Source organism: Paenibacillus salivarius, from assembly GCF_051307165.1.
GTDB lineage: Bacteria > Bacillota > Bacilli > Paenibacillales > Paenibacillaceae > Fontibacillus.
On sequence record NZ_CP195592.1, the window covers coordinates 920,585 to 944,369 of the forward strand.

The 23,785-nt window shown below is 51.5% G+C and carries 22 protein-coding genes; 10 read left to right on the top strand and 12 right to left on the bottom strand.

The genetic code is table 11. The features are described from left to right. Window positions 1-168: 168 nt before the first annotated feature. The 4 genes from ACSFXJ_RS04155 to ACSFXJ_RS04170 all read right to left on the bottom strand — a co-directional run bounded on the left by ACSFXJ_RS04155 (window position 169) and on the right by ACSFXJ_RS04170 (window position 4,038). A complete protein-coding gene (locus tag ACSFXJ_RS04155; protein ID WP_435923975.1) occupies window positions 169-1,539 on the bottom strand; it encodes a VanZ family protein in 1,371 nt (456 codons plus the stop codon). 102 nt (window positions 1,540-1,641) lie between these two features. Beyond that, entirely contained in the window at window positions 1,642-2,400 is a 759-nt protein-coding gene (locus tag ACSFXJ_RS04160) for a YheC/YheD family protein (RefSeq protein ID WP_435923976.1), read from the bottom strand. 260 nt (window positions 2,401-2,660) lie between these two features. Then, on the bottom strand, window positions 2,661-3,677 hold the full coding sequence (locus ACSFXJ_RS04165) for an HAAS signaling domain-containing protein (protein ID WP_435923977.1): 1,017 nt from the start codon (window positions 3,675-3,677) through the stop codon (window positions 2,661-2,663). Between the two features lie 28 nt (window positions 3,678-3,705). Beyond that, window positions 3,706-4,038, bottom strand: a complete 333-nt coding sequence (locus tag ACSFXJ_RS04170; protein ID WP_435923978.1) for a PadR family transcriptional regulator — start codon at window positions 4,036-4,038, stop codon at window positions 3,706-3,708. Between the two features lie 395 nt (window positions 4,039-4,433). Between ACSFXJ_RS04170 and ACSFXJ_RS04175 the strand changes: the two genes are divergently transcribed. Continuing rightward, on the top strand, window positions 4,434-5,843 hold the full coding sequence (locus ACSFXJ_RS04175) for a deoxyguanosinetriphosphate triphosphohydrolase family protein (RefSeq protein ID WP_435923979.1): 1,410 nt from the start codon (window positions 4,434-4,436) through the stop codon (window positions 5,841-5,843). Window positions 5,844-5,933: 90 nt separating this feature from the next. On the opposite strand, the gene ACSFXJ_RS04180 is transcribed toward ACSFXJ_RS04175, so the two are convergent. Beyond that, window positions 5,934-6,503 carry a thymidine kinase gene (locus tag ACSFXJ_RS04180; RefSeq protein ID WP_435923980.1) on the bottom strand — a complete coding sequence of 190 codons (570 nt, stop codon included), beginning with the start codon at window positions 6,501-6,503 and terminating at the stop codon, window positions 5,934-5,936. A 259-nt stretch (window positions 6,504-6,762) separates the two neighbouring features. Between ACSFXJ_RS04180 and ACSFXJ_RS04185 the strand changes: the two genes are divergently transcribed. Beyond that, window positions 6,763-7,635, top strand: a complete 873-nt coding sequence (locus ACSFXJ_RS04185; RefSeq protein WP_435923981.1) for a pentapeptide repeat-containing protein — start codon at window positions 6,763-6,765, stop codon at window positions 7,633-7,635. Window positions 7,636-8,112: 477 nt separating this feature from the next. On the opposite strand, the gene ACSFXJ_RS04190 is transcribed toward ACSFXJ_RS04185, so the two are convergent. From ACSFXJ_RS04190 to ACSFXJ_RS04200, 3 genes are all read right to left on the bottom strand, one after another. Beyond that, a complete protein-coding gene (locus tag ACSFXJ_RS04190; protein ID WP_435923982.1) occupies window positions 8,113-9,255 on the bottom strand; it encodes a toxic anion resistance protein in 1,143 nt (380 codons plus the stop codon). Window positions 9,256-9,337: 82 nt separating this feature from the next. Continuing rightward, window positions 9,338-11,029 (bottom strand): VWA domain-containing protein, encoded by a 1,692-nt coding sequence (locus ACSFXJ_RS04195; protein WP_435923983.1) that lies wholly within the window; start codon window positions 11,027-11,029, stop codon window positions 9,338-9,340. A 13-nt stretch (window positions 11,030-11,042) separates the two neighbouring features. After that, window positions 11,043-11,786, bottom strand: coding sequence for a hypothetical protein (locus ACSFXJ_RS04200; RefSeq protein ID WP_435923984.1), 744 nt, complete (start codon window positions 11,784-11,786; stop codon window positions 11,043-11,045). A 212-nt stretch (window positions 11,787-11,998) separates the two neighbouring features. On the opposite strand from ACSFXJ_RS04200, the gene ACSFXJ_RS04205 reads away from it, so the two are divergent. Beyond that, complete coding sequence (locus ACSFXJ_RS04205) at window positions 11,999-13,303, top strand: DUF1963 domain-containing protein (protein ID WP_435923985.1); 1,305 nt, start codon at window positions 11,999-12,001, stop codon at window positions 13,301-13,303. Window positions 13,304-13,754: 451 nt separating this feature from the next. On the opposite strand, the gene ACSFXJ_RS04210 is transcribed toward ACSFXJ_RS04205, so the two are convergent. Further along, complete coding sequence (locus ACSFXJ_RS04210; RefSeq protein ID WP_435923986.1) at window positions 13,755-15,164, bottom strand: MFS transporter; 1,410 nt, start codon at window positions 15,162-15,164, stop codon at window positions 13,755-13,757. Window positions 15,165-15,282: 118 nt separating this feature from the next. Between ACSFXJ_RS04210 and ACSFXJ_RS04215 the strand changes: the two genes are divergently transcribed. Then, window positions 15,283-16,164: a LysR family transcriptional regulator gene (locus ACSFXJ_RS04215; RefSeq protein ID WP_435923987.1), complete on the top strand. Its 882-nt coding sequence runs from the start codon at window positions 15,283-15,285 to the stop codon at window positions 16,162-16,164. Here the strand turns inward: ACSFXJ_RS04215 and ACSFXJ_RS04220 are convergent. Further along, a complete protein-coding gene (locus tag ACSFXJ_RS04220) occupies window positions 16,161-16,952 on the bottom strand; it encodes a hypothetical protein (protein WP_435923988.1) in 792 nt (263 codons plus the stop codon). The two genes, ACSFXJ_RS04215 and ACSFXJ_RS04220, sit on opposite strands and share 4 nt — an antisense overlap. Window positions 16,953-17,184: 232 nt before the next feature. On the opposite strand from ACSFXJ_RS04220, the gene ACSFXJ_RS04225 reads away from it, so the two are divergent. The 3 genes from ACSFXJ_RS04225 to ACSFXJ_RS04235 all read left to right on the top strand — a co-directional run bounded on the left by ACSFXJ_RS04225 (window position 17,185) and on the right by ACSFXJ_RS04235 (window position 18,608). Then, window positions 17,185-17,673: an RNA polymerase sigma factor gene (locus tag ACSFXJ_RS04225; RefSeq protein WP_435923989.1), complete on the top strand. Its 489-nt coding sequence runs from the start codon at window positions 17,185-17,187 to the stop codon at window positions 17,671-17,673. Further along, window positions 17,670-18,365, top strand: coding sequence for a zf-HC2 domain-containing protein (locus ACSFXJ_RS04230; RefSeq protein ID WP_435923990.1), 696 nt, complete (start codon window positions 17,670-17,672; stop codon window positions 18,363-18,365). The genes ACSFXJ_RS04225 and ACSFXJ_RS04230 overlap by 4 nt, the downstream gene beginning before the upstream one ends. Window positions 18,366-18,455: 90 nt before the next feature. Beyond that, window positions 18,456-18,608, top strand: a complete 153-nt coding sequence (locus ACSFXJ_RS04235; protein WP_435923991.1) for a hypothetical protein — start codon at window positions 18,456-18,458, stop codon at window positions 18,606-18,608. 98 nt (window positions 18,609-18,706) lie between these two features. On the opposite strand, the gene ACSFXJ_RS04240 is transcribed toward ACSFXJ_RS04235, so the two are convergent. Then, entirely contained in the window at window positions 18,707-19,372 is a 666-nt protein-coding gene (locus tag ACSFXJ_RS04240) for an HD domain-containing protein (RefSeq protein WP_435923992.1), read from the bottom strand. A 1,087-nt stretch (window positions 19,373-20,459) separates the two neighbouring features. Between ACSFXJ_RS04240 and ACSFXJ_RS04245 the strand changes: the two genes are divergently transcribed. Then, window positions 20,460-21,077: a DUF2975 domain-containing protein gene (locus tag ACSFXJ_RS04245; RefSeq protein ID WP_435923993.1), complete on the top strand. Its 618-nt coding sequence runs from the start codon at window positions 20,460-20,462 to the stop codon at window positions 21,075-21,077. Window positions 21,078-21,095: 18 nt separating this feature from the next. Beyond that, window positions 21,096-21,326, top strand: a complete 231-nt coding sequence (locus tag ACSFXJ_RS04250) for a helix-turn-helix domain-containing protein (RefSeq protein WP_068615353.1) — start codon at window positions 21,096-21,098, stop codon at window positions 21,324-21,326. Window positions 21,327-21,493: 167 nt separating this feature from the next. On the opposite strand, the gene ACSFXJ_RS04255 is transcribed toward ACSFXJ_RS04250, so the two are convergent. Next, window positions 21,494-22,348 carry a sulfurtransferase gene (locus tag ACSFXJ_RS04255; protein ID WP_435925671.1) on the bottom strand — a complete coding sequence of 285 codons (855 nt, stop codon included), beginning with the start codon at window positions 22,346-22,348 and terminating at the stop codon, window positions 21,494-21,496. A 473-nt stretch (window positions 22,349-22,821) separates the two neighbouring features. Here ACSFXJ_RS04255 and ACSFXJ_RS04260 point away from each other — a divergent pair, with 473 nt between their 5' ends. Then, window positions 22,822-23,745 (top strand): DMT family transporter, encoded by a 924-nt coding sequence (locus tag ACSFXJ_RS04260; RefSeq protein ID WP_435923994.1) that lies wholly within the window; start codon window positions 22,822-22,824, stop codon window positions 23,743-23,745. The last annotated feature ends 40 nt before the right edge of the window (window positions 23,746-23,785 follow it).

Sequence of the window (23,785 nt, forward strand, 5' to 3'; positions counted from 1 at the left end):
CCTTCAATTTTCGGTTAGTTGGCTTTTTTCTTCGAATTAGCCGGAAAACCTCCCGCTAATTCGGCTATCTAAGCAGTATTAGCTTCTTTTTTGCTGAAATAACGGGATCATTTCCGGTTAAAAATCGTCAGCACAACATCCGATGATCATTAGCGGGAGATTTTCCCTTTAATGCTCGGTAGAGCGCTCCCTTCCCGGCTGCAACATGATTCTGTGATGCGTCTTGCTGAGCTTCTCATAGAACAGCGTGGAATCTTTTAGCACCATATGCTTGACGACATGGATAAAAAACCAGAAGTCCGCCGCCAGCACGATCAGGCCCAGAAACAATCGCGATATCCCCGGCAATTCCGCGGATGAGAAGGCCAGCATACGGTTCAAACCGAAAAGCAGCCAGTAAAGGATCCCGTAGCGAAGGATCAGGGAATACAACGGTATGCGTTCCGGCCTGCCGAAATGCCCGGCTGCTCCGGACTTCATGCCGGAAACTTGATCCTTGACCGATTCGGGTCTTGCACCAACAACCCTAGCTTCCTCTGCAATTGCAGTGTCCCTAGCCGCCCCGACGGTCCGAGTATTATCGGCATCTTTGGCATCCTGGGCGACATCGGCGACCTCGCGAATCCCAGCAACCCCGCTAGCCCCGGCAACCCCTGGGATTTCGCCAACCCCGTCAACCCGAGCAGCCCTCGCGTCCCCGCCGTTCCCGGCATAGGTCAGCCGGATCCGCACCAGCCATTTTCCGAAGGTACAGCCCCCGGTCAAATACGGCAGCACCATAAAATACAGCCCGGTAACGGCAAAATAGGCCCCCGGGAGACGAAGCAGGGAAAACAGCACGATGATCACGCCGCAGATGACATAGTCGAACATGAGCGCAATGGCCCGCCGGGTATAGCTGACTCTTTTTAAAGACAAGTCCACGTCCCGGTCCAGATTCTCAATCCGCGGGAGCAGGCCGGACAACCATTCGGCGGCGAGAAATCCGATCATTCCCCCGAGCGTGTTGGTCATCAAATCATCGACATCGAACACGCGGTAAGCATGTTCATAAAAGCCGTAGATCCCAGTGAGTTGGGTAACTTCGAAAAAGAGGGAAAGCAGAAACGACAGCAAGAGGCTCCGTAAAGGGCCAAGCCGGAAATAATACCGGATCAGCATGCCGAACGGAACGGTAAGCAGCACATTGAATACGACCTGCAGAAAGGCGCGTTCCTTCAGGAGGCGCCAGTACGTTGACGGTTCCGATTTGACAACCGCCGTTTCCCTCAGAATATCTTGAATGAAATTAAAAGGCACAAGCTGCATGGCTCCTCCGCTCAGCGGGGGATTGTGCCGGGAAGAAGGCAGCGGCAGCATGACGAGAAAGACCGCGTTCATCAGATACAGCAAAAACAGATAAAGCACGAACGCCCGAACTTTGTTGACATAGCCGTGCCTGCGGTATTGAACGATGAGGAACGGCAGGGTAAACAGCAGCGCCGCGAACGGAAAAGCCATAAAGGCATGTGAGATCGGAAACAGATAAGACTGGATCATACGGTAAACATCCTCCAAAAATTTTAGCCGAATCGGCTTTATGACTGTTCCATTCTAACATGCGGAGCTTAAATCAGGGTTTAAGATTTGTTTAAGAAACGGCTATATCCCCGCCGCTTTCCGATATCTCATCACTTTCCGGTACACGGCCTTATCCGCGAGTTTGCTGAAAATGTAGGGATCCGGGTTGGTGTTCACTTCAATGATCCAAGGCCTCCAGGAAGCGTCGAACCCGACGTCGAGCCCGATCTGCCGAAAACCGGGATACTTCTTATGCAAATGACGGGCGCAAGTTACGCCCAGGTTCTCAAGCTGGCCGATCACCTTTCGGATTGCGTCGGGCTTCAGACTGGCGGATAGCAGGCGTTGCGTATCCATGAGCTTGCCGCCGTTATGGTAGTTGGTTACGATTTTTTTCGGATGCGCGATCCTTCCGATCAGGCCGGTCGTCTCCCATTTGCCTTTGGGGCTTAGCTGGACCATGACCCTGACATCAAAACGCCGCTTGTCGTATTTCATCAAATGGATGCCCTTCTGTATCAGATAACGTTTCTTGGCGGCAATTTTCCGAACGGAGGCGTAAAAAGTTTCAAAATCCCCGAAATTCCTCGTCCTCATGTCCACTTGGTACATGTACTTTCCGTGGTTAAGCTTTTCAGCGCGGATAACCCCATTCCCATGTGTGCCTACATCCGGTTTGACGTATACCATACCGTATTTATCTAGCATGCTTTTTAACGTGGATTCCCCGAATTGACGGGTGTCCGGAATGAACGGACTCACCGCTTTGTTCTCCAGCAGCACTTTCGTTTTGATCCATTTGCTCATTAAGAAGCTTCGAGGTTTCTTTTTTCCGCCCACTACCCCAATCCCTCCCGAAAATGAAAAATATAACGGCACCTAAAGACTTCCCTGTATATTATGCCCCCAACGGTTTCCGAACAGGGTAACTGTCACGGTCTCAGCCAATTGTCGGTGTTGCCGGGCGGCAATCAAAGGGTGCCGGTTTGGGGGGCCGTCAAGTGGATCGGGAAACAGAAACAGGGAAGAAGCGGCGTGATCCAAAAATTTACGTGGGGACGGATCGCCGACAAACTGTCTTCCCTGTACGCAAAGCTTTTTTAGGCCATTTTGGCACGGAACCATTTATACCATTCGGAGACAATATCGATAAGGGTCGTCAAGGCGATCAAAAAGATGAGGTTCTCGGTGACCAGCGTCCAAATCGATTTGACCGTGTCGAAAGCTTCGCCGTCGGACGGAAGAAATCCGCTCGCCTGCAATTGGCTCAGGAAATCGGCGTTCCAGAAACCTGGAGCCCCCACCAAAATAACGGCAAAAATCAGGCCAAGGACACTCAGGCATACATGGTAGACGAGCAAAGGCAGCGTGCGGCGGCGGGCGACAATTTTCCATATCTCCCTAAGCACAGCCAAGGCTCCCAAAGCTCCTATGATGGGAAGGAATTTGCGGATCACGTCTGCATTCATAACCGGTATCGAGGTCAATACGCCGTCATGAATTCGGTACGCGCCGATCAGGTCATTACCGAACATAAAGACGACCGTAAACAGTATGGTAAAAATAATCCCGGCCACCGGCTCCGCCAGTTTGATCTGTGACCGTACATCGGGAACCGGCGGAAGATTGCCTGGGGTCCACTTCTGTCCCGTCCAGCTCTCCTTTCCGTCGGGCTTTTTTTGAATCCCGTATTCGATCATGGCAAAGACGGCCGTCACCCAGAAAAATCCTTGCGTGCCCGTCGTAAACAGGGAAACGAGGTATCCCACAAAGTGGTCGAGAATCGAAACCGGCTCAAGTATCGCCTCAATGACAAATACCGCGCTCATTGCAATGAGAATGGAGATGGAGACGACTTTGATCGTAGACAAATACGAATCAAATAACGCCGGGCCTATCAAATAACGCTCATATCCTCTGTACTTGGCCGCCATTTGCGCCGGCGGGCCGAGCTTCAGCAGCACTTGCTCCACATCCTCCGGGCCGGGCTCGCCGTGAGGTGCTTGCTCCTCCAGCATATCTTCAATCAGTCCGCGCAGTTCTTTGCTGATTTCCTCTCTCTGCTTTTCCGGCAGGCGGTTCGTCACCGCGTACACATAACGGTCAATCAGTTCCATTCGATTGCCTCCTTGTTCAACGTTCATCTTAGTTCACAATGTTCTCCATGCTTGCGGTCATGGCTCTCCATTCGCGGCAAAGGCCCGCATAAACCTCTCGCCCCAACTCCGTCACCACATAATATTTCCTAGGACGGGCTTCATTGGTATCCCAACTGCTCTCAAGCAAAAGCTGCTTCTCTAGTCTTCTGAGCAGGGGGTACAGTGTACCGGGGTCGATGCTCATGCCCTTTTCCTCAAGTATCGAGACGAGGGAATAGCCGTATTGCGGCTCCTTGAGCTGGCTAAGAACTCCGATAATAATCGTTCCGCGTCTCAATTCCCCAAGCAAACCCTGAATGAGTTCTTCTGCTTCAGTCATGTGATCATCTCCTGATCGCATTATACTGTGTGTCGCACACTATTGTAAATAGACCATTATTATAAATATAAAAATAATAAGGGCACTCGCTCATGCGGCTTGGTTTTACAAGCCGAAGGCGGGCATTCATGAATAGGGCATTATTCGGTTATATCCGTATTGAGGGCAAAACCGAGCGTACGGCTAAGAGCCGCAGGCAGGACGCTCACATGGCTTTCTCCGGGAAAAATAACGAGCCCGGAGCTGAATCCGAAACGAGCCCACGATTTCAGGGTTTGGGCGAGCTCTTAGCATCGCCGAGCATATGGCCCAATTAGAATCTTGGTGTTTATGTTCTCAACGGTAACGGCTACAATAACATCAAGCGAAAAAATATAGAAACGGAGCAGCATAGCATGGATATCCAACAATTAAGGGAGCACAGACAATATCCGGACAATATCGGGCATGAAACGAATCGGGCCACGTTTGAGCGCGATTATTCGCGGCTGATCCACTCGCCGACGTTTCGCCGCCTGCAGGGGAAGTCTCAGGTGTTCGGGGCGGGTACCGGCGACTATTATCGCACCCGGCTGACGCATTCGCTCGAGGTGGCGCAAATCGCCAGGGAAGCGGCGCGGAGTCTGCTGAGGACGTACCCGGAGGTCGCCGCGGACGCGGCGGAGCACCCGGGCCTGGTGATCGACCCGGAAGTGGTGGAGTGCGCGGCGATTTGTCACGACTTCGGTCATCCGCCGTTCGGCCATAAAGGGGAGGAGGTGCTGGAAAATATCCTGGAAAAGCTGATCGCGGACAAAGCCGCCGAGGCTTTGAAGGGACGCAGCGTCTCTCCCGAGGAAGCGGAACAAACCTTGGAAATGATCCGGCGCAAATACGAGCATTTCGAAGGGAATGCGCACAACTTCCGCTTAATGATGTTTTTGGAAAAACGGGAGAACATCGACGGGTTGAATCTGTCCGACGCCGTACTGCTGGGGACAAACAAATATCCTTATCCGGGGACGGAGAACAAGAAAGGGTTGTACCGGCATGAGTGGGAGTACATTTCGCATATCCGAGACCGCTGGGGGATCCCGGCAGGAATGAGGACGTTTGAAGCGCAGCTCATGGATTTATGCGACGATATCGCCTATTCGGCCCATGACCTGGAAGACGGCATCAAAGCCGGAAAAATCGAAGTGCATGAGCATTTTCTGTTCGATTCGAACATCCAGGGACTGATCGTGGAAAAGATTATGACGCTGGAGGACGGCTTTTGGCAGGGGTGGACTCCGGTACGCATTCAGGTCAAGGTGGAGGAAGTGCTTCGGTCTTTTCTGAATATTTGGAAAACGAAGCTGCCGATCTGCGACCATGATCCGTCCCGGACCCGGCGGGAAGTGAAAGCCTACTGGGTCAGCTTGTTCGTGGGGAATTTGGGCGTCGTCGATGACGGTGCCTGGAAGAAGGTCACTTTCGTCAAGGAAGGGCGGGAAGACGAGGATATGCTGCGGACCGTCAGCGTGCTGAAAAGCTTTGCCTGGGTGACGATGATCCGGGATCTGCGGGTCCAGCGGCTGCAGAAGCGCAGCGCTTGGGTCATCAAGCGGCTGTGGGACGCTTTCGTCGATCCGGTCACCTCGAAATCGATCATCCCCGGGGACTGGCTGCGCCGGTTCGACCGGGACCAGCAGAGAGCGAACCCGATCTGGACCTGGGAGCATATGATCATCGATTACATTGCCGGCATGACGGATGCCTACGCCGAGAAAATTTACAACGAGCTGTACGGGCTTAAGGTAGGTACGATTTACGAGATGGATTAGATCGCATGATTATGGAACGGATCTCGGCCGTCCAAGCGAGTTTTGAATAAAAAATCCAGGTCCCTAAGCGGGCCCGGATTTTTTTCGTGTTTACAGCGGCGGATTCGCATGGCATTTCCGGCATACCGGGTAGTACGATTCGTTGCCGCCGATCTGAATCTGCTCTCCGGTGTACACCGGCTTGCCGTTTTCGACGCGGAGGTTCATCGTGGCCTTGCGGGCGCAAAACCAGCAGATCGTCTTCATTTCCTCGATTTTATCCGCATAGATAAGCAGCTGACGGCTTCCTTCAAATAACTGGTTCTGGAAGTCGTTTTTCAGGCCGAACGCCATCACCGGAATATCCAGCTCATCGACGACCCGGACCAGTTGGCGGATGCTGCCCTCGCTCAAAAACTGGCATTCGTCCACCAGGATGCAATACAGCTTCGGGGTATGGGTACGTACAATTTCAAAAATATTCGTATCCTCGTAAATAGGAATCGCTTCTCTGCGAAGTCCGATTCGCGAGGAGACATAGCCGATTTCATCGCGGTTATCCAGAGCGGATGTAAAGAGAAGCACCGGTTTGTTCTGCTCCTCATAATTGTGGGCCACCTTCAAAATTTCAATCGACTTGCCGCTATTCATTGCTCCGTATTTGAAAAACAACTGTGCCAATTGTCTAACGTTCCTCTCTGTGTCTCATTTACTCGATAGATTAGTCAAACATGACTATTCTATCACAATCGGCCGGATCTTGGAGTCCATTTTCGCCTGGGCTGGATGCGGAGCCTCCCCCCAATTTTTGGCTGATGGGACAGACTTCCTCCATAGCGCCGGAAGCGGGATTTTTATCTTTTCCAAGTAAGGGCTCATCCTGTAAAATAGTTAAGTCAAGCCGCTTGATATTCGGCGACCACGAAAAGGAGAACCTGATATGTCCGATCGGAATCATCATACGATAAATTCATTAAAGGAAAGAGAGTCGCGTTTGCGGGGGGACTGCGAGAGCTGCTTCGGTTTGTGCTGTGTCGCCCTGCCCTTTGCCGCATCGGCGGACTTTGCCGCAAACAAGGAAGCGGGACAGCCTTGCGTCAATTTGCGGGCGGATTTCCGCTGCGGCGTTCACGATACGTTAAGGGAGCGAGGGTTCCGCGGGTGCACGGTCTACGATTGCTTTGGTGCCGGGCAGAAGGTCAGCCGGGTCACGTTTGGCGGGAAGGACTGGAGGGAGTTTCCGGAATCCGCGAAAACGATGTACGACGTATTTCCGGTGATGTGGCAGCTTCACGAGCTGCTTTGGTATTTGGAGGAAGCGCTGACGCTGCAGGCCGCAACGCCTGTGCACGATCAACTCGGGCAGGCGCTTGGAGAGACCGAGCGGCTGACCGACCTGCCTCCGGATGCCCTGCTTAAGCTCGATGTACCGGCGCACCGGGCCAAGGTGAACGCACTGCTTCTGGAGACGAGCGAACTCGTCAGGACGGAGGCCCGCAGCAGTCATAAAGGCCCGCTGCACCCGCCGAAGAAAAAGCTCGGCCGCGGAGCCGACCTGATCGGCGCCAAGCTGAGCGGGGCGGATTTAAGATTCGCCAACCTGCGGGGCGCTTACCTGATCGCCGCGGACCTGCGGGGTGCCGATCTGCGCGCGGCCGACTTGATCGGCGCCGATTTCCGGGACGCGGATATCCGGGGAGCCGATCTCACCGGCAGCCTGTTTTTGACCCAGACTCAGCTCAATGCCGCCAAGGGCGATGCCGGTACGAAGCTTCCGTCATCGCTTACCCGGCCGCAGCACTGGGCCGTTTAACAAGAAAAAGCCCCGCCCGTTCGCGCGATTGACGCGGTGAACGGGCGGGGCTTTGCATATTCTGCAGTGTTATGCGCATCCCTCTGTGCTCCAAAGGCTGGATGAGGGCCCTTGATTGGAAAAAATCCAATCATTTCGCTCATATTCGCTCAACTGGGCGGTTAACCCGCCATTTCGTTGGATAATTTCCAATCAACAGGTTAATTCATGAGAGTTGCAGGAGATTTGGTTGGATATTTTCTAATGAGCTAAGTTGGCGGTGAAGGTGAGCCTTCTAATGATCCCTCGTACAAAGGGGCTACATTGCCGGATATTTACAATACTTTATATGTCCCGTACATCCGCAGTTGTCTCCAGAGTCAGTTACATAGCTGTAAGACCGTTGCGGGCTCACACTCCCACGGTACCAAGCGATTGCAGGTACCATTTCCCGGTACCTAACGTCAGGCGCCTGAGCCGGACGACGAAGATTGGCGCTTATAGCCCCAATCTTTGCCCTTTCTCCAACCGGAGAATTTGCTGCTCGCCGCTGTCGGCCATTTCCCGGAACTGGAGGATCGTTTCGCGCATTTTGGGCAGAGCCTCCTGTTTGTAAGTGCTGATCGACTCGAAGGCCGAGAGCACGTCGGCAAAAGCCTGCTTCAACGTATCCACGGAAATGCTCGTTTCCAGCGATTGTTTCTGGATGGCCGCGCCCTGATCCTTCAGCATTCTCGAGGTGCTGCTGATCAGATTGTCGGTCGTCTGGTTGAGCAATTCGATTTTTTTCAGGACGATTCGCTGGTTGTACAAGGCGCTGGCCACAGTGACGGAAATTTTCAGGGCGGAAACCGTTACGTTTTTGGCCCGGTCGACGCCGCGGATCAATTCCTTGTTATTGCGGATAACGACCTCGATGGCCATGATGCCTTGCTGGTTCACGACCAGCATTTGCTGCAAATCCATCAGGCGCTGGCGAAGCGGGAACAGCACTTCTTCGGTAATGAACCGGATTTTGTCCTCCGATTCCTGGCGTAGTTTCGCGGCCTCAAGCTGGGTTTCGATCTCGGTGTCCATCAGCATGCCGAGTTGAATTTCCTTTTGCAGCTTTTTCGTAAGTTCGCGCAGTGCCTGCTGTTCAAACTCCAGGGTCGTGTTGTCGTTTTTCAAAATCGCCTTGCCTTTATCCAGCGATACGATGACATCGGAGATGACGGAGTCCGCTTTTTCGAATTTCGCAAAATAACTGCGGAGCGGATTGAACAGTTTCCCGAGAAAGCCGGTTTTGGCAAAATCGACGGCGCTCGGATCCAGATCCTTCAGTTGAAGGTGCAGCTCCGTCAGTCCTTTGGCCACCTGACCGCCGTCATCGCCGGATTGGGACAGCTTTCCCACCGATACGTGGAGCAAGGAGTTTTTTTCCGATGAGGATTTCATCGTGCCGAGCCCGAAGCTGTCGATGGACTGCAAAATTTGCTTGCGCTGCTCCAAGGAATCGAGATCCAGTTCCAGAATGGCGTTCACGTTATTCGAAGCGAGCACTTTAAGCTCCGTTACTTCCTCCGGCTCGGGCTGAACCTGTTCCTCGATGACCGATTTTAGCTTTTCGGGATTAACCACTTCCATCGAAAAAGACGACATAAAACCCCTCCTAAAAATTAAATATATACCATTTTACGTACTCGCCAACGGGCATTCATTTCATCCGTTCATCTTATAAAAACTACATTTGCACATTGAGCAGGTTGCCGATTTTGTATACGACGTCGTCGGTATCCGCATTGATGCTCGCCGCTTCGTTAATGCTGGAAATGCTCTCAAGCGCCTTGATGTTGGCGTTGTACCCGATCGTGTAAATCGGGATTTTGTAATTCTCGATGAGTCCCCGGATATCCTTGAGCGAGTGGCCTTCATTCGTTTCCCCGTCGCTTAGCACGAAAATGACGGGTTTTACGTCCGGATTGACGGCCAGCGTATCCTGCAGCATTTTCATCGCGACGACAATTCCGTCAAAGGTGGCCGTTCCTCCGCTCGCCTGCAGGCTGTTGATCGCCCCGACGAACATGGACTGCTGATTCGTATCGTATTTCGCGATCGGCAGGTTAATCGTGACATTATCGGAGTAGGACACAAATCCGATGCTGTTGTCCCGTCCGAGATATTTTTGGCCTTTGAGCAAGGATTCCTTCAAGCGGTTCAGCGGCTCGCCGTCCATGCTTCCGGAAACGTCGGCCACAAAGACGGCGGCAATCGGCTTGTTGCCGTCTTTTTTCTCCTTCCAAAGCTTTTGGGCGGAGGAGAGGAGGCTGCCGTCTATGGCCGGAAGCTCGGACCGGTATTCATTCAATCCGTTGAAGCCTTTCTCGTCGGCCAGTTTTTGATATTTGTCCTGCTGTGCGAACTCGGCAAACTTTTTGATGATGTCCAGCTTTTCCTGCGGAAGATCGCCCAGCGCGTACAACGGGCTGTCGTGCCTTACCCCGAACGGGGTGAATACATAGCCGCTCTTGAAGTCCGCCGCATTCATGTACGTCTGGTATTCAAGGACGAACGCGTCGAGCATGCCCGTTTTGGCGGCTTCCCGCATTTGCAGTGTCGTCGAAGCGATAAACGGCACGTTCGCCTGGAATTTCTCGAATCCCTGTACCGCCTTGTCACCGAGCAGATCGGAGCTGTCAAACGTCCCTAGCGCGGTCACCAGAAAGTTCAGGCCCGTGGAGCTGGCGAAGGGATCGGTGTACCCCATGGACAGTTCGTTGTCCGCGATCGCATCCGTGACGGTTTTGATGTTGATGGAGCCGTATTTTTCAACCAGTTCGTCATGCTTTGCCTTGCTGGATACGATGCCGGCGACATTACCGACGAGCCGCTCGGCCACCAGCTCCGTCTTGACTCCCTGCGCCTTGACCATCTCCCCCCAAAGCTCGTTGGAAGGCGTAAAAGCGTCAGGTACGTATTTTCCCGACTTGATATAATCGGCGGCGGTTCCGGAAGCAATGTTACGGATTTTAACCGAGACCGGACTTCCACCCACCTTGATTTGCGCCTTGTTAAAATCTTCGGCAACTTCATTCAACCACCCGTCGACCCCGGTTCCCGATTTCTCGGTGGAAGAAAAGATTTCGACGAATTGGTCCGTCGTATTCTCAACCGAAATAGGGAACTTGGATATATCGGGCAAGGAGTCTCCAATATCCGCCGGATCCAAGTCGATTTGCCCTTTGACCGGTTCCGCGTTGGCCACCTGAATATCCTTGAACATCTTATCCAGCTTTTTGGACGCGTCCTCCGCGGTGATCTGGGTCTGCGTTTTGCCAAGGTTTTGCGTCAATGTAATCCCGAAATAAACAAGTCCGAAAACAACCGCGGCGATCACGATCAAAATGATAAATGCTTTGCCTTTACTTCTGGCCATCCTCATCTCCCTTTCATGGGTTGTAAAATTTAGTCTGATGAATCAGTGCATCAATTTCTTTCATGCAGGGCATTTCTTCGACGTCGTTATAATCCGTGCTGCCCAATTGCGAGATTTCGAGCAGCAGCTTATCCAGCTTCAGTAAAATTTCCTCGTTGGCGCTCACATAGCCGGATATGGCGGTCAGATATTCATGGTAAAGCGCCGTTTTTTCTTGGATCAGCTTTTTGGAAAATTTCGCGGAATGATGTGATTCTTCCAGTGAGGCATATTCTGTGGGGTCGAAAACATGGAGTTTATTCAGCATTCCTTTTATATTGAGGTAGAACAGCTTCGTGACCTCATCGATCACGGAATGAAATCTTTTGTAGCTTAGCTCGGTGGCATCGAATCTTTGGCTAAGAACGTCCGACAAGGCGTCCCTTTTTTTCGAGAGTCTTTCCAATTGATCGAGTACAAGCGTAACATCGGATTTCAACGGTTTCATGTTCTTGAACGGGTGCAGTGCTTCTATGTAATCTTCATGTGTTGTTATGTCTTTAAGCGGCGCCCTTGCGGGAGGCTTGAACAACAGCGTGTAGCTACCGTACACCAGTATCAAAAAACTGACGACCAATAAGGTGATACCCAGAGCGGATTCCAGAACATGGTCCCCGCCGATTTGAACTCCGAGCAGCCCGGGTGAAAGCACGGCAATATTCACGATGACCACCCCGGCCATAAGTCCCGCCAGCTTGATGAAATTCGAATTATTCATGGCACACCTCCTTTTGCGGGCGCTTGAGATTTAGGGACTATTCGCCAATCGCGTTCTCCTCTGTTAATCTTATCAGATTATGTCTTTTTTGTGTTACTACGGGATAACTCGGGGAATTGTTTCAAAATTGGGAGGATTGGGCCTATAATGACCTTATGGTTTGAGCGGCCATCCCATGAAAGGGCGGGACCGCAAAGGAGGAAATGGATCGGATGACAGAACGTCTTCCCTGCAAAAGCGCGGGCTGCAAGGCTACGATTTTGCCTACGACGGCAGCCAAAACAGGCGGCTACTGCATGCCCTGCCACCAGGAACAGGAGCGGCAGGAACGGGAGGCTTTCATTAAAAAGCACCGTAAAACCGTTAATTTATACGAAGGTCTGACGAATCCCGTGGAAATTCTTAAAATAATGCATGCCCCAAGAAAGCATGATCCGCTTATTCAATATGTTCCTTATCCGCTGAAAAAAGAGCAGTTGTACGAGGCATTATCCGATGACGAGGCCGGACAGATGAGGGATGAAGCGATGGTGTTTTTGGCGAACGGAGACGAGGAGACAAGCCGGGAAATTCTGACTTCCCTCATCTGCTACAGAAATCAGAATATTGCCGAATGTTTGCCCGAGCTTTTGGAGCACGAAATGTTTCTCCCCGATATTTTGTATAAGGATGCTCCGCCGGAGGTTCGTGACCGGCTTTTGGAGCGGCTGGAATGGGATGCGGAGCACCGGATTTCCGTTTTGCTTGCGCTTAGTTGGATCGGGGACGAGACGGTGGTCCGCCGTTTTGCGGAGTGGCGAGACATCAAGCCGTCTTGGGCGGAGACGTTGTACGTGTCGCCCGAGAGATACGCGCAACAGGCGGGATGGGAGCTGGATGCCGATGGAGAACGCCGGGATTTGGTTCATCCGCTGAACTATGCCATTATTCTTGATGATAAGGCAGAGACCGGTTTGAATGGAGGCTTGGCAACATCGGCCCGTTTTCTGGAGCTCAAGGATTGTGCTTGTCCATGGTGTGGTGGAGAACTGACTATGCTTGCTGATCTGGACCCCGCTCATCCTTCCCTGGCCTATTTGGAGCTTAAGTTAAACAGGCTGAAGTTTCAGACTTGCGTGAGATGCGGCTGTTACGGCGTCATTTTCATGGAGCCGGGCAGGCAAGGAGAACCGGTCTGGAGCGGGCATAACCGGATGCCGGACTATTTGCCCGATATCGACTTGGAGGACTATGACGGGGAATATGTAAACTCGGGACCGATGCTGAACGTTTCCGCCGAACCGCGTTCTCCGGTCTACGCGGCGGAATGGGGGATGTCCCAGCATGATTCACAGATCGGCGGATATCCGAGCTGGGTCCAGGACGCGGAATATCCGGCATGTCCCTGCTGCGGCAAGAGCATGCGTTTTATCGGCCAGTTGGACTGGGCGGACCTGGAGGAGTACGGGGAAGGCATTTTTTATATGTTCCTTTGTCCGGAGGATCAGGTGACGGCAACGTTGTATCAGCAGAGCTGATGAAGCCGAAAAAAAGGAGAGCCGCTTTGCGACTCTCCTTTTTGACGCCTGCAAGGAGTAATCTGTTTGAATTATCGTACACACTTTAACATTTGACCTCATTCCGATGGATTGTGTATGAAAAATCGTACACAAATCGCTTTTTTGCCTCATTCCGATGGATTGTGTATGAAAAATCGTACACAAAACGTCTTTTGACCTCATTCGGATGGATTGTGTATGAAAAATCGACCACAAATCGCCTTTTGGCCTCATTCCAATGGATTGTGTATGAAAAATCGCCTACAAATCGCCTTTTGACCTCATTCTGGTGGATCCTGTATGAATTATCGTACACAATTCGCCATTTGACCTCATTCTGAAGGAATCTGTATGAAATTTCGAACAGAAAGAGTAATTGGGTTGGCCGACATCCTATCGTTAAGATAAGTCATTATTCAATGAACAAATCTCAGGCCCTTTTCTTCATGGCATTGGCTCGAACCGGCTCGGGACGCAAGCTTGACTCGGGTCTTTTACCGAATTGCAGGAAAAACAACAGGAACATTCCGAGTTGAACCGCAACGAGCAAGGTGAAAATATTGCTGTACGCGGAGGAAGACGGAAACATGTTCAACGGATTCCAGAGATGGGAGGATCCCAGGTCGATGGCTCTGCCGTAAACCCCGGTGGCTACCGCACCGGCCAGGAAGTTGAGCATGGAAAGCAGCCCCATGCCGACTCCGGTTTGCTCGGCGGGCAGCGACAAGGAAATCGTTTTGGATAGGGAAACCTGCATAAACATTTGACCAACATTGCCCAAAATGAGAATCGCGGCGATGAAAAGCGGCGATGTCCCTGCAAAAGTGGACAACAGCGCAAAGCAGACCGCATTCAAAGCAATGGCGAGATAGAACAAGAAGGGAGTCCCGCGGTGATCCGCCAAACCGCCGCCCGTTCTCCCGAGCAACGCGCTGGCGACGGCACCGGGAACCATCACGAAGCCGATCAGTCCCGGACTTAACGTATTCAGGTCGGCTAGCAGCTTCGGAGTCAAAAACGGCAGGGAATAGCCGGCTCCCATAATCAGAACGGCCAGGACAAGACCTGCGGTATAGCTTTTATTCAAGAACAGGCCGGGTTGAATAAAGGGTTCCTTGGCGGTGCGAATGCGTAGAATGAAGAGGAACAGCAGAATCAAGCTTCCCGCGCCAAAAACCAACCCTTGCCCTTGCGTGATCGTCAGGAGGAACAAGGAGACCGTTCCGGCCAAAAGCCCTCCGCCCAGCCAGTCGATCCGGCCTCCCGCCCTTTGTTCGTCGCGTAAATACTTCCGGTAATATGGCAAAGTAAACAGAATTAGCAGGGGGATGCAAAAAAGCCACCGCCAATGGAAAACACTCACCATCAGAGCGGACACGACAGGGCCGATCGCATTGCCGAGGGCAAGCCCCGTAGCGGTGATCCCGAGTGCGCGTCCGCGATTTTCCGGGGGAAAATACCGTGCCGGAATGATCATTGCGATAGCAGGAATGACGGCTGCTCCCGCGGCTTGCAAAACACGACCGGTCAGCACCATCCAGTAGGCGGAAGCCGACAATCCTACGATCGAGCCGATGAAAAAGACCAATAGCCCGATCGTGAGCAGGTTTCTCAATTTGAAAGTGTCGGCGAGTTTTCCGTAAATGACGGAGCCGATCGCATAGATGAGCAAATATATCGCGGATACCCAGCTGACCTGGGCAAAAGAAAGCTGAAATTCCTTGCTGATCTCGGGCAGCACGATATTGAACATCGTCGCGCTCATGGATGAGAGTACCATGGTAAACGCAAGGATTCGGATTAATTTATCCGCCGAGCCGGAGTTGTTGTCGACCATCATCGGATCGCCCCTTTCCTTTCGTGTGGATTTATTTTACAATCAATAATTAATAAATAAAAATACATATTTTCTTATGTATTAATATACTTAAGGTTATGGATTGAAAGGGGATGAGCGGGTGGAACTTCTTCAACTTCAATATTTTCGGACGGTAGCCAAGATGGAACATATGACGAATGCCGCAAAGGAGCTGCGTATCGCCCAACCGGCGCTCAGCAAGACGATCTCCCGGTTGGAGGAAGACCTTGGGGTCCCTTTATTCGACCGGAATAACAGGCAGATCAAGCTCAACGCTTTCGGCAAAGCATTTCTGAAAAGCGTGGATACGGCTTTATCCGTATTGGAGGAGGGGAGAAGAGAAGTGGCGGACCTTGCGGGAATGGAGCGGGGCAGCATCCGCATTGCGACGACCGCTTTGAACCGTTTATCGGGTGCCTTGGGTGCTTTTCGGGAACGGTATCCGGATGTCAGCTTCCGGATCGTTCAAATTGCGCCGAACTCCATGATGGATATGGTGCGGATGCTGGAAAGCGGCGAGGTCGACTTATGTTTTATCGCTGCCTCGTTGGAGCATGCCCTTATCCGGGAAATGCCGGTCCTTCAGGCTGAGGTTCATCTTGCCGTACCGCGCGGACATCGACTCGAAGAGCGGAAAAGCATTACGCTAAGGGAAGTCGACGGCGAAGACTTTATCGATTATAAGGAAGGTCATCCGTTCCGAAAATTAAATGAATCGTTTTGCCGGTCGGCGGGCATCGGGCGGGACGTCGTGTGTGAAGTGGATGAGCCGGCGGCTCTTTCCAGCCTGGTCTCCGCAGGGCTTGGCGTTGCGTTCGTGCCGACCTGCAAAGGAGACGAAGAACCGCCGTACGCCTTGGTTCGAATCGAAAATCCGGATTGCTACCGTTCTTATTCCGTCGCCTGGCAGGAACAGCGTTATTTGTCGCAGGCGGCAAAGGAATTCCGGGAGTTTCTCGTCCGGCATTTCAACGGGAATTAAGGGAGCTTCGCCTCGGCCGATTTCAAAATATTCGCGATAGATTGCTCCCATGCGCAGATCCTTTTCTGAGACGCTTGAATTTCGGATAAGGTTCCGACGATGCCGCCCAATTCCTCAGCGACCGCCGTGGCGTCTCCTTTCTTCACGGCCTCTTTATAGCGCTGTTGAGCGGCGGATTTGGCTTTGTTGGATGCCGAGACCCGCTTGTTTTCCGCCGTAATCTGCTGTTTGAGCGGCGTTACCTCCTTTAACGCTTCCTTCGCCGGCTTCGCCTTGGCGGAGGCCTGGCTTTTGGCGGCGGCAAGGGCATCCTTTTTGCTTTTGATCTCTTGGCGTGCCAAGGTTACGGAAGCCTTTATACGGTTCCGCTTAAGATCAAAAATGAGCGCGGCCTTCTTGTCCTTCCGCTTTCTGGCCTCGGCGGCCTTCTTTCCGAGTTCGGTATATTCGGCAAGGAGAGGGGCGTATTTCTTTTGGGTTTGATCCGATAGAAGCTTTAACTGGTCAAGCTTGGTTTTATCGATAAGCCGGATTTGAGCCTGGATCGATTTCAGCTTTTCGTTATTCTGCTTTCGCAAGGACTGGATCTGCTGCTTGACCTGTGTGTTTACGGACTCCAATGAATCAGAGGAATCGTAAAGCTGCTCTATGTTGGCGATCTCTTCCTCTCCCCACCCGGAATCGGAGGCTTGCGCCGGAGTGGTTCCTGCGATGAAGAGTACGAGACAGAGGAACGCGGACAGGACAATGACACGGGTTCGGTTAGGCTTGCTAAGACGGTTTGGCAACAATTTCATCTCCTTTGAAACGAAAAACGCAAAAAAGCACCCGCAAGAAAGGCCAGTCGGCCTTATCCTGCGAGGTGCTTCTCCCGCTTGTTCGTTCATTTTGATTTAAATATATAATTGGACGAAAGAAATGTCAATGATTTCAGGAACGTTTGTTCCCTGTTTTTTTCTTCTTCGATTATTGTAACGAATTTCGGTTTGAACGGTCATATCGTCGTGAGGATGTGAAGCTGTGGTTGATTTCGAAAAAATATATTCGGAATATTTTCGCGATGTGTACCGTTTCACGTATTCGATCAGCCGTGATGAAAAGATGGCCGAGGAAATTACCCAGGAAACCTTTTTCAAGGCTCTGCAAGGGATCGACACTTTCAGGGGGCAATGCAAACTTGGCGTTTGGCTATGCCAGATCGCAAAAAACAGTTACTTTTCGCACCTGGAAAAGCAAAAGCGCTTCGTTTCGGAACATGAGGAAATGACCGCAAGCGAAGCGGGGCCCGAAGAGTCCTTGTTAAAAAAGGATGAGACGCTGCGAATCCACAAAGCCCTGCACCTCATGAACGATCCTTACAAGGAGGTGTTCATGCTGCGCGTGTTCGGGGAATTGTCTTATGCGGAAATCGGCGGGTTGTTTGAAAAGAGCGAGGTTTGGGCAAGGGTCACTTTTTACCGGTCGAAACAAAAAATTCAAGAGATGCTGAGGGAGGAGACGCGGATATGAGCAAAGTTCATGACAACGTGATACGAGACCTGCTGCCATTATACATAGATAACGTATGCAGCGAAGAATCATCAAAGCTGATCGAAAATCATTTGTCGAGCTCGGCGGTGCTCCGGGAAGAAATGAATCGCATGCGGGAAGAACTACGGATTGCCGGGGATTCCGGAAAGCCGGACAGCAAGGAAGCCGAAACGATCAAGAGGATATCCGCATTCTGGAGCCGCTCGAAGTGGAAGTCTTTTATGAAAGGGGCCGTCCTTTCCGTTGTCGTATGCGGTATATTGCTGCTCGGCTATATCGGTTTGTTCCAGTGGAACATTATCCCCGTACCGTCCGAAGTTATCGCGATATCCGATGTAGGCAGGCTAAAGAACGGTAAGATTGCTTACCATATCACCTTGACCGATGGCTATGAATCCAATTACGCAAAATTCGAAATGGATGACAAAGGCAACTTTTACATCGTCCCGTACCGCCCCATTATCAAAACCAGGGCCAAAGTGGAAATCGCAACGAGTTATTATGCAAATATCGGTACAGAGCAGTTTTTTTACAGTGAAAAATTCGGTCAAAACGCGAAAATCAAGGCCTTCTATTACGGCAAGCCGGAGGATCGCGTTTTGGTGTGGAAAGAAGGCATGGAAGTTCCTGAAGCCAGCGACAAAGCGGAGGCATGGTTTCAGGAGCCCTGAGCTCGTCCCTTAACGGAAAATGAATAAAATCGGACGCTTTGCTGTACCCTACAATTGGACTGAAATGGTAGTTGAAGGAGGGTAGACAGCATGGAGAAAAATTCTCAAGAACTGAGCAAATACGAGGTACAAAGAGACGAATTTAACAAAATGCCGGTACCAAGCAAGGAAAGGGAAGAGTTCGCCAAGGAAATGGCGGAGGACGCCAAGGAGGCATTCGGCGAGCAGCAAAAGAATCAATAAGAATAAATGATGATATGACATGGACAGGGGCCGGATCTTGTAAAGATCGAAAGGCCCCTGTTATGATTTTAAGCTATAAAAACCGTGAACCGCGACAATTACCCCTCTCTACCATCCCACTCCAACATAAACCGTTCCAAGTATTCCTCCATAACCCGATGACGTTCCTTGGCGATGCGTTTTGCGGACGGCGTATTTATCAGGTCTTTTAATTTGAGCAGCTTTTCATAAAAATGATTAATGGCCGTGCTCCGCCCCTTACGATATTCATCTGTGCTCATCGAACCGCGCGGCGGCAGCTCGGGATCATGAATCGGATGTCCGACCCAGCCGGCGTACAGAAAAGTCCGGGCGATCGCGATGGCGCCAATGGCGTCGAGACGGTCGGCGTCCTGAACGACCTTCCCTTCGATCGTGCGCATAGGGGGATTTTTTCCTGCGTTATACGACATGGTTGATATAATTTCGAGAATATGTTGACGGTCCTTCTCCAAAAGCGGTTGAGTCTCCAGCCAGTCGCCGACCTTTTTAAGCCCGATTTCCTTGGAAGGATTGAGCTTCTCATCGGCCACATCGTGAAGCAAGGCGGCGAGCGTGCAAACGAAGGGATCGGCACCTTCGGCGGAAGCCAATTTTTTGGCCATGCGCACAACCCGGTGAATGTGCCACCAATCATGGCCCGTGGCGTCGTTTTCAAGCACCGACTTGGCAAATTGTTCGGCGGCCCCGATGATTTGATCTTGGTTTATGGAGTTCTCCATCATAAAGTGTACCCTTTCTATACATATTTCATTTAGTAGTGGAAGCAGACAACGGTCTCATCATGGTGAGTATACAAAAAAACCGGAAATAATCAATGGCCGTTCTCTCAAATGAATGACTTCGGCTCTAACGGTTGCTAGGGACGTTAAATGACCGAAATAACGGCGTTTCATTTTTTAACGGTTGCCACAACGCTTATATGCCTAATCCCGGCTTCTTTTGGGCTAATTAGGACAAATAAGAGCGCTGACAACCGTTAGATTTTTCAGTAGGCCACTTTCGTGCAATTAGCGGTTGCAGCATCCGTTACATGTTGATTTTTCCTCTTCGGCTCGGATCAAATCGTTGGTGAAAGTCATCCTTCCGTAAAAAAATAAATATGTTGCGCCAATTTATGCCGGGTTGCATAATCAATCTACCAAAATTTAATATCTTGATTTCGAGAGGAAGACATCATGAAAGAAAACTCTCGGTTCTTGCAGCCTCTTCACTGATTTTAAGCTCCCAGCCCGTATTGTCGGCGCATGCCAGCCCCGTCCAGGCTACGCTGCTTCAAGACGGTACTTGGTCAAAAAGCAAAGACAAATGTTACGCGTGCGGAAACGGCGACATTGATTCAACGCTTGTTATTGAAGTTCGGGTTGATTCTTAAAAAATAATCGCAATGATCTATGAAAAGAGAGCACTCAGCGGAAGCTGAAGGCTCTCTTTTTACTTTTCAGTCATTAATATCTCATGGCAACTCAATTTTCTACGCAAGGCAATCCCATCGCCTTCGGATGCGAGAGCAAATGCAATATGTGCTCAACTATCATGTTACCGGCTTGGTCCGGTTACTTTTTGTACGGTCAGCATATCTGCATCGATGGTCCCCAATAAATCCTTGGATGACAGAAGTGCTGGAACATGCTTACGGTGGATATTGAAAATGCTGTTCGGAAATTGAGGATTGGAATTTGTTCCCTAATATTGATCCGGCAACATGTGGACCGACGAATCTTATTTAATGTTTATCGTTAAATAATTATTGTTTTTCATAAATGAATCATTTAGTATATATTGTAAGTTCACATGTAAAGGAGATTGCGCATGAACGGAATCGAATTCAATGCCAAACCTGGATTCAAAAGAATGCACACTGCGCTTAAGATCGGATACTGGGGAGGAATCGGGCTGCTCATTGCATACGTCTGTTTCAATCTATGGCTCGGATTGAAGCCCCAGGAAATGTTCCACGCAGAGAAGGGAATCGCGCACTGGTCTTTTTCAGTACCGTTATCGGATACGGTGACGAAGAGTGTCATGGTGCCTTTTACTTATTTTCAACCGATCAATCCCGACATGTTCAATGCCAAGAACGCATATCTGGTCGTCAGCTTGACCAATGCCATTCTTGTCTTCTGTGCCTACATCTACTCGATCGGCCAGATTCGCTATATAATAGGAAGCATACTTAGCGGAAGCAGCCCGTTTAGCCTAGCGAATGCCGCCCGTCTGAAAAGGCTGGGAATCGTCGTTATCCTGTATTCTTTGCTGGCGAAGCTCGTTCTCAATATTCTGATCTGCCTGTTCGTTACCCGCATCTTCTCAATCAATCTGGGCGGTATTTCTTTAATCGGAATTATCATCGGCATACTAGTGCTGTTCGTCTCCGAGATTTTCAAATATGGAGATCTTCTGCAGGAAGAGCATGATTCGACTTTATGAGAATGGAGACTGATGACAGTGCCGATTATTATACGTCTGGACCGGGTTCTGGCCGACAAAAAAATGAAATTGAATGACCTGGCCGACAAGGTAGGGATCTCGAACGTCAATCTGTCCAATCTGAAGACGGGAAAAGTAAAGGCGATCCGGTTCTCCACCTTGGAATCGATCTGCGAAATTCTGGACTGTCAGCCGGGAGATATTCTGGAATTTGTTCCGGCCGATAGCGACAGTAGCGAAATCGATTAAAGGGACCAGGGCATGTGATCAAGATAAAGTGCATATAGATCGAGATCGACCCTTCATGTTGACTCCTCATGGACTCGGAATATCTCAGAGCACTGTGTACCAAGGTACCAAGGGAACACCATCTTAGTACTAAAAAAGAACCCGCGCCCAGCGCGGGTTCTTCCACGTTATTCAGTATCTTTAGCCACCGGGTTCTCCGGGTAAGACACCCAGTCGCTCCAGCTGCCCGCATAGAGCTTCGCCTGCGGGTAGCCGAGCCGGTGCAGCGCCAGCACGTTCGGGCAGGCGCTGACGCCGGAGCCGCAGTAGACGATCGCGCTGCGGCCCTCCTCCAATGCTTGGATGACCGGGGCCAGCCGCTCGCGGAGCTCAGGCTCCGGGAGCCAGGCCCCCTGGTCATCCAGCACGCCCCGCCAGAACCGATTGATCGCGCCGGGGATATGCCCGGCTTTCGCGTCAATCGGTTCCTGTTCTCCCGCGTAGCGCGAAGCGTCGCGGGAGTCCACGAGCAGGACGCCGGGGTCCCCGAGGGCCCGGCGGACATCGTCCACGTCCGCGGCCATTTCGCCGCGGACGCTGAACTCGAACGCGGCCGGCACCACGGTGCGGGTCGCGTCCGTCACGGGGAAGCCGCCGCTTTGCCAGGCGGCGAACCCCCCGTCCATGACAACGGCGTTGTCATGGCCAAGCCAGCGCAGCAGCCACCAGAGCCGGGCGGCGTATATGCCGCCCTGGTCGTCGTACGCGACGACGCGGCTGCTGTTGCCGATGCCGGCCCGCCCCAGGCGGCCGGCCAGCTCGGCGGGATCGGGAAGCGGGTGGCGCCCGCCATGCGGGCCCACCGGCGCGGACAGATCCCGCTCCAGGTCCAGGTACACCGCGCCCGGGATATGCGCGGCGTCATAGGCATCCCGTCCCGCGTCCGGGCTGCCCAGCACGAAGCGGCAATCCACGATGACGAGATCGGGCTCGTACATCCGGGCAAGCACCCATTTTGTCGATACAACAGGGTCTATATTCATCATCTGTAACTCCTTTCGGAAAGGAAATTTGATTAGGGGCATATCACTCATCGCTAACCATGATCATCCGTATGATGGACTCGGACGAAGCCAGTTAACGGAAATCACCGCCGTTATTTAAATAAAAACGACGATTTTCAACTGCTAACGGAACTGGGAGCCGCTATTTGCCTCCAAACACAGGTGTTTTTCCGGAAATTTGCCCAATAAGAGCGCCTAGTTCCGTTAGGCTAGGAAATGATACGAAAAAGGAAAAATAAGGTCTGTGAGTTCCGCTAACAGTCCGTATCAAGTTTGGCATGCCGCATGTCAAACAGTCATTTCCAATGTAGCATACACCGTGAAGGCCCACAATTCCATTGCCCAATTTCCTCGCAATGATCTATAATTAGTTTCGTCTTGTTCACCGAAGGCCGAAGTTCTACCATCCATAATCAATCATAATCATTATGAAGCAGGGAGCAGTTTACGAAATGAATCCGAAATCCAAGTCATCCGTCTCGATCGAGCTTCTTTATATCATCGGCATTATTGCCATTTCGTTCTCATCGATTTTTGTCCGCTGGTCTACGGCCGAAGTCTCGGTCGTGGCTATGTACCGCCTCTATCTCACTAATCTGCTGATGCTGCCGCTCATATGGAAATACCGCAAAGAGATATTCTCGCTCACGCCCAAACAATGGGGCGGGCTGGTGCTGTCCGGCATTTTGCTCGGCCTCCATTTCCTGCTCTGGATGAGCTCGCTCCGGCTGACGACCGTGGCCAGTTCGACGGTCATTCTTACCTTGGAGCCGATTTTGGTCATGATCGGTTCGTTTTTTCTGTTCGGCGCTAAAATCAACCGCGCTATGCTGGCCGGAATGATTCTTGCCCTCATCGGTTCGATCGCCATCGGTTCCGGAGATTTCAAGCTGTCGGGGACGGCGCTGCATGGCGACATTTTGTCGCTGCTCGGCACGGTCGCCGTGGCGGGTCATATGCTGGTCGGCAAGCAGCTGGTCAGCACGATGAGCTCTTTCGTCTACAATTTCCTGGTATTTTTTATCGCGGCGACGACGCTGGCGGGGTATAACGCGGTTCAAGGCTTTAACTTCACGGGATACGCGCCGAAAGAGTGGGGCATTTGCCTCCTGCTCGCGATCGTGCCGACCCTCTTCGGTCATTATCTGTTCAACTGGCTGATGAAATTTATCAGTGCGGCCTCCGTTTCGATGGCCGTGCTCGGCGAACCGGTATTTGCTTCCTTGCTCGCTTGGCTGCTGCTAAAGGAAAGCATGACGGGGATTCAGCTTGTGGCAGGGGTGGCGATCTTATGCGGAGTGTGGATCTTTATCCGTTACGGGAAGGAAGCCCCGGCTTTGGAGCCGGAACAACCCGGTATTCAAAAGTCCGCTTGAATTAGAGATGTAGATGTTCGTTTTTGAGTCTCTACGAGAT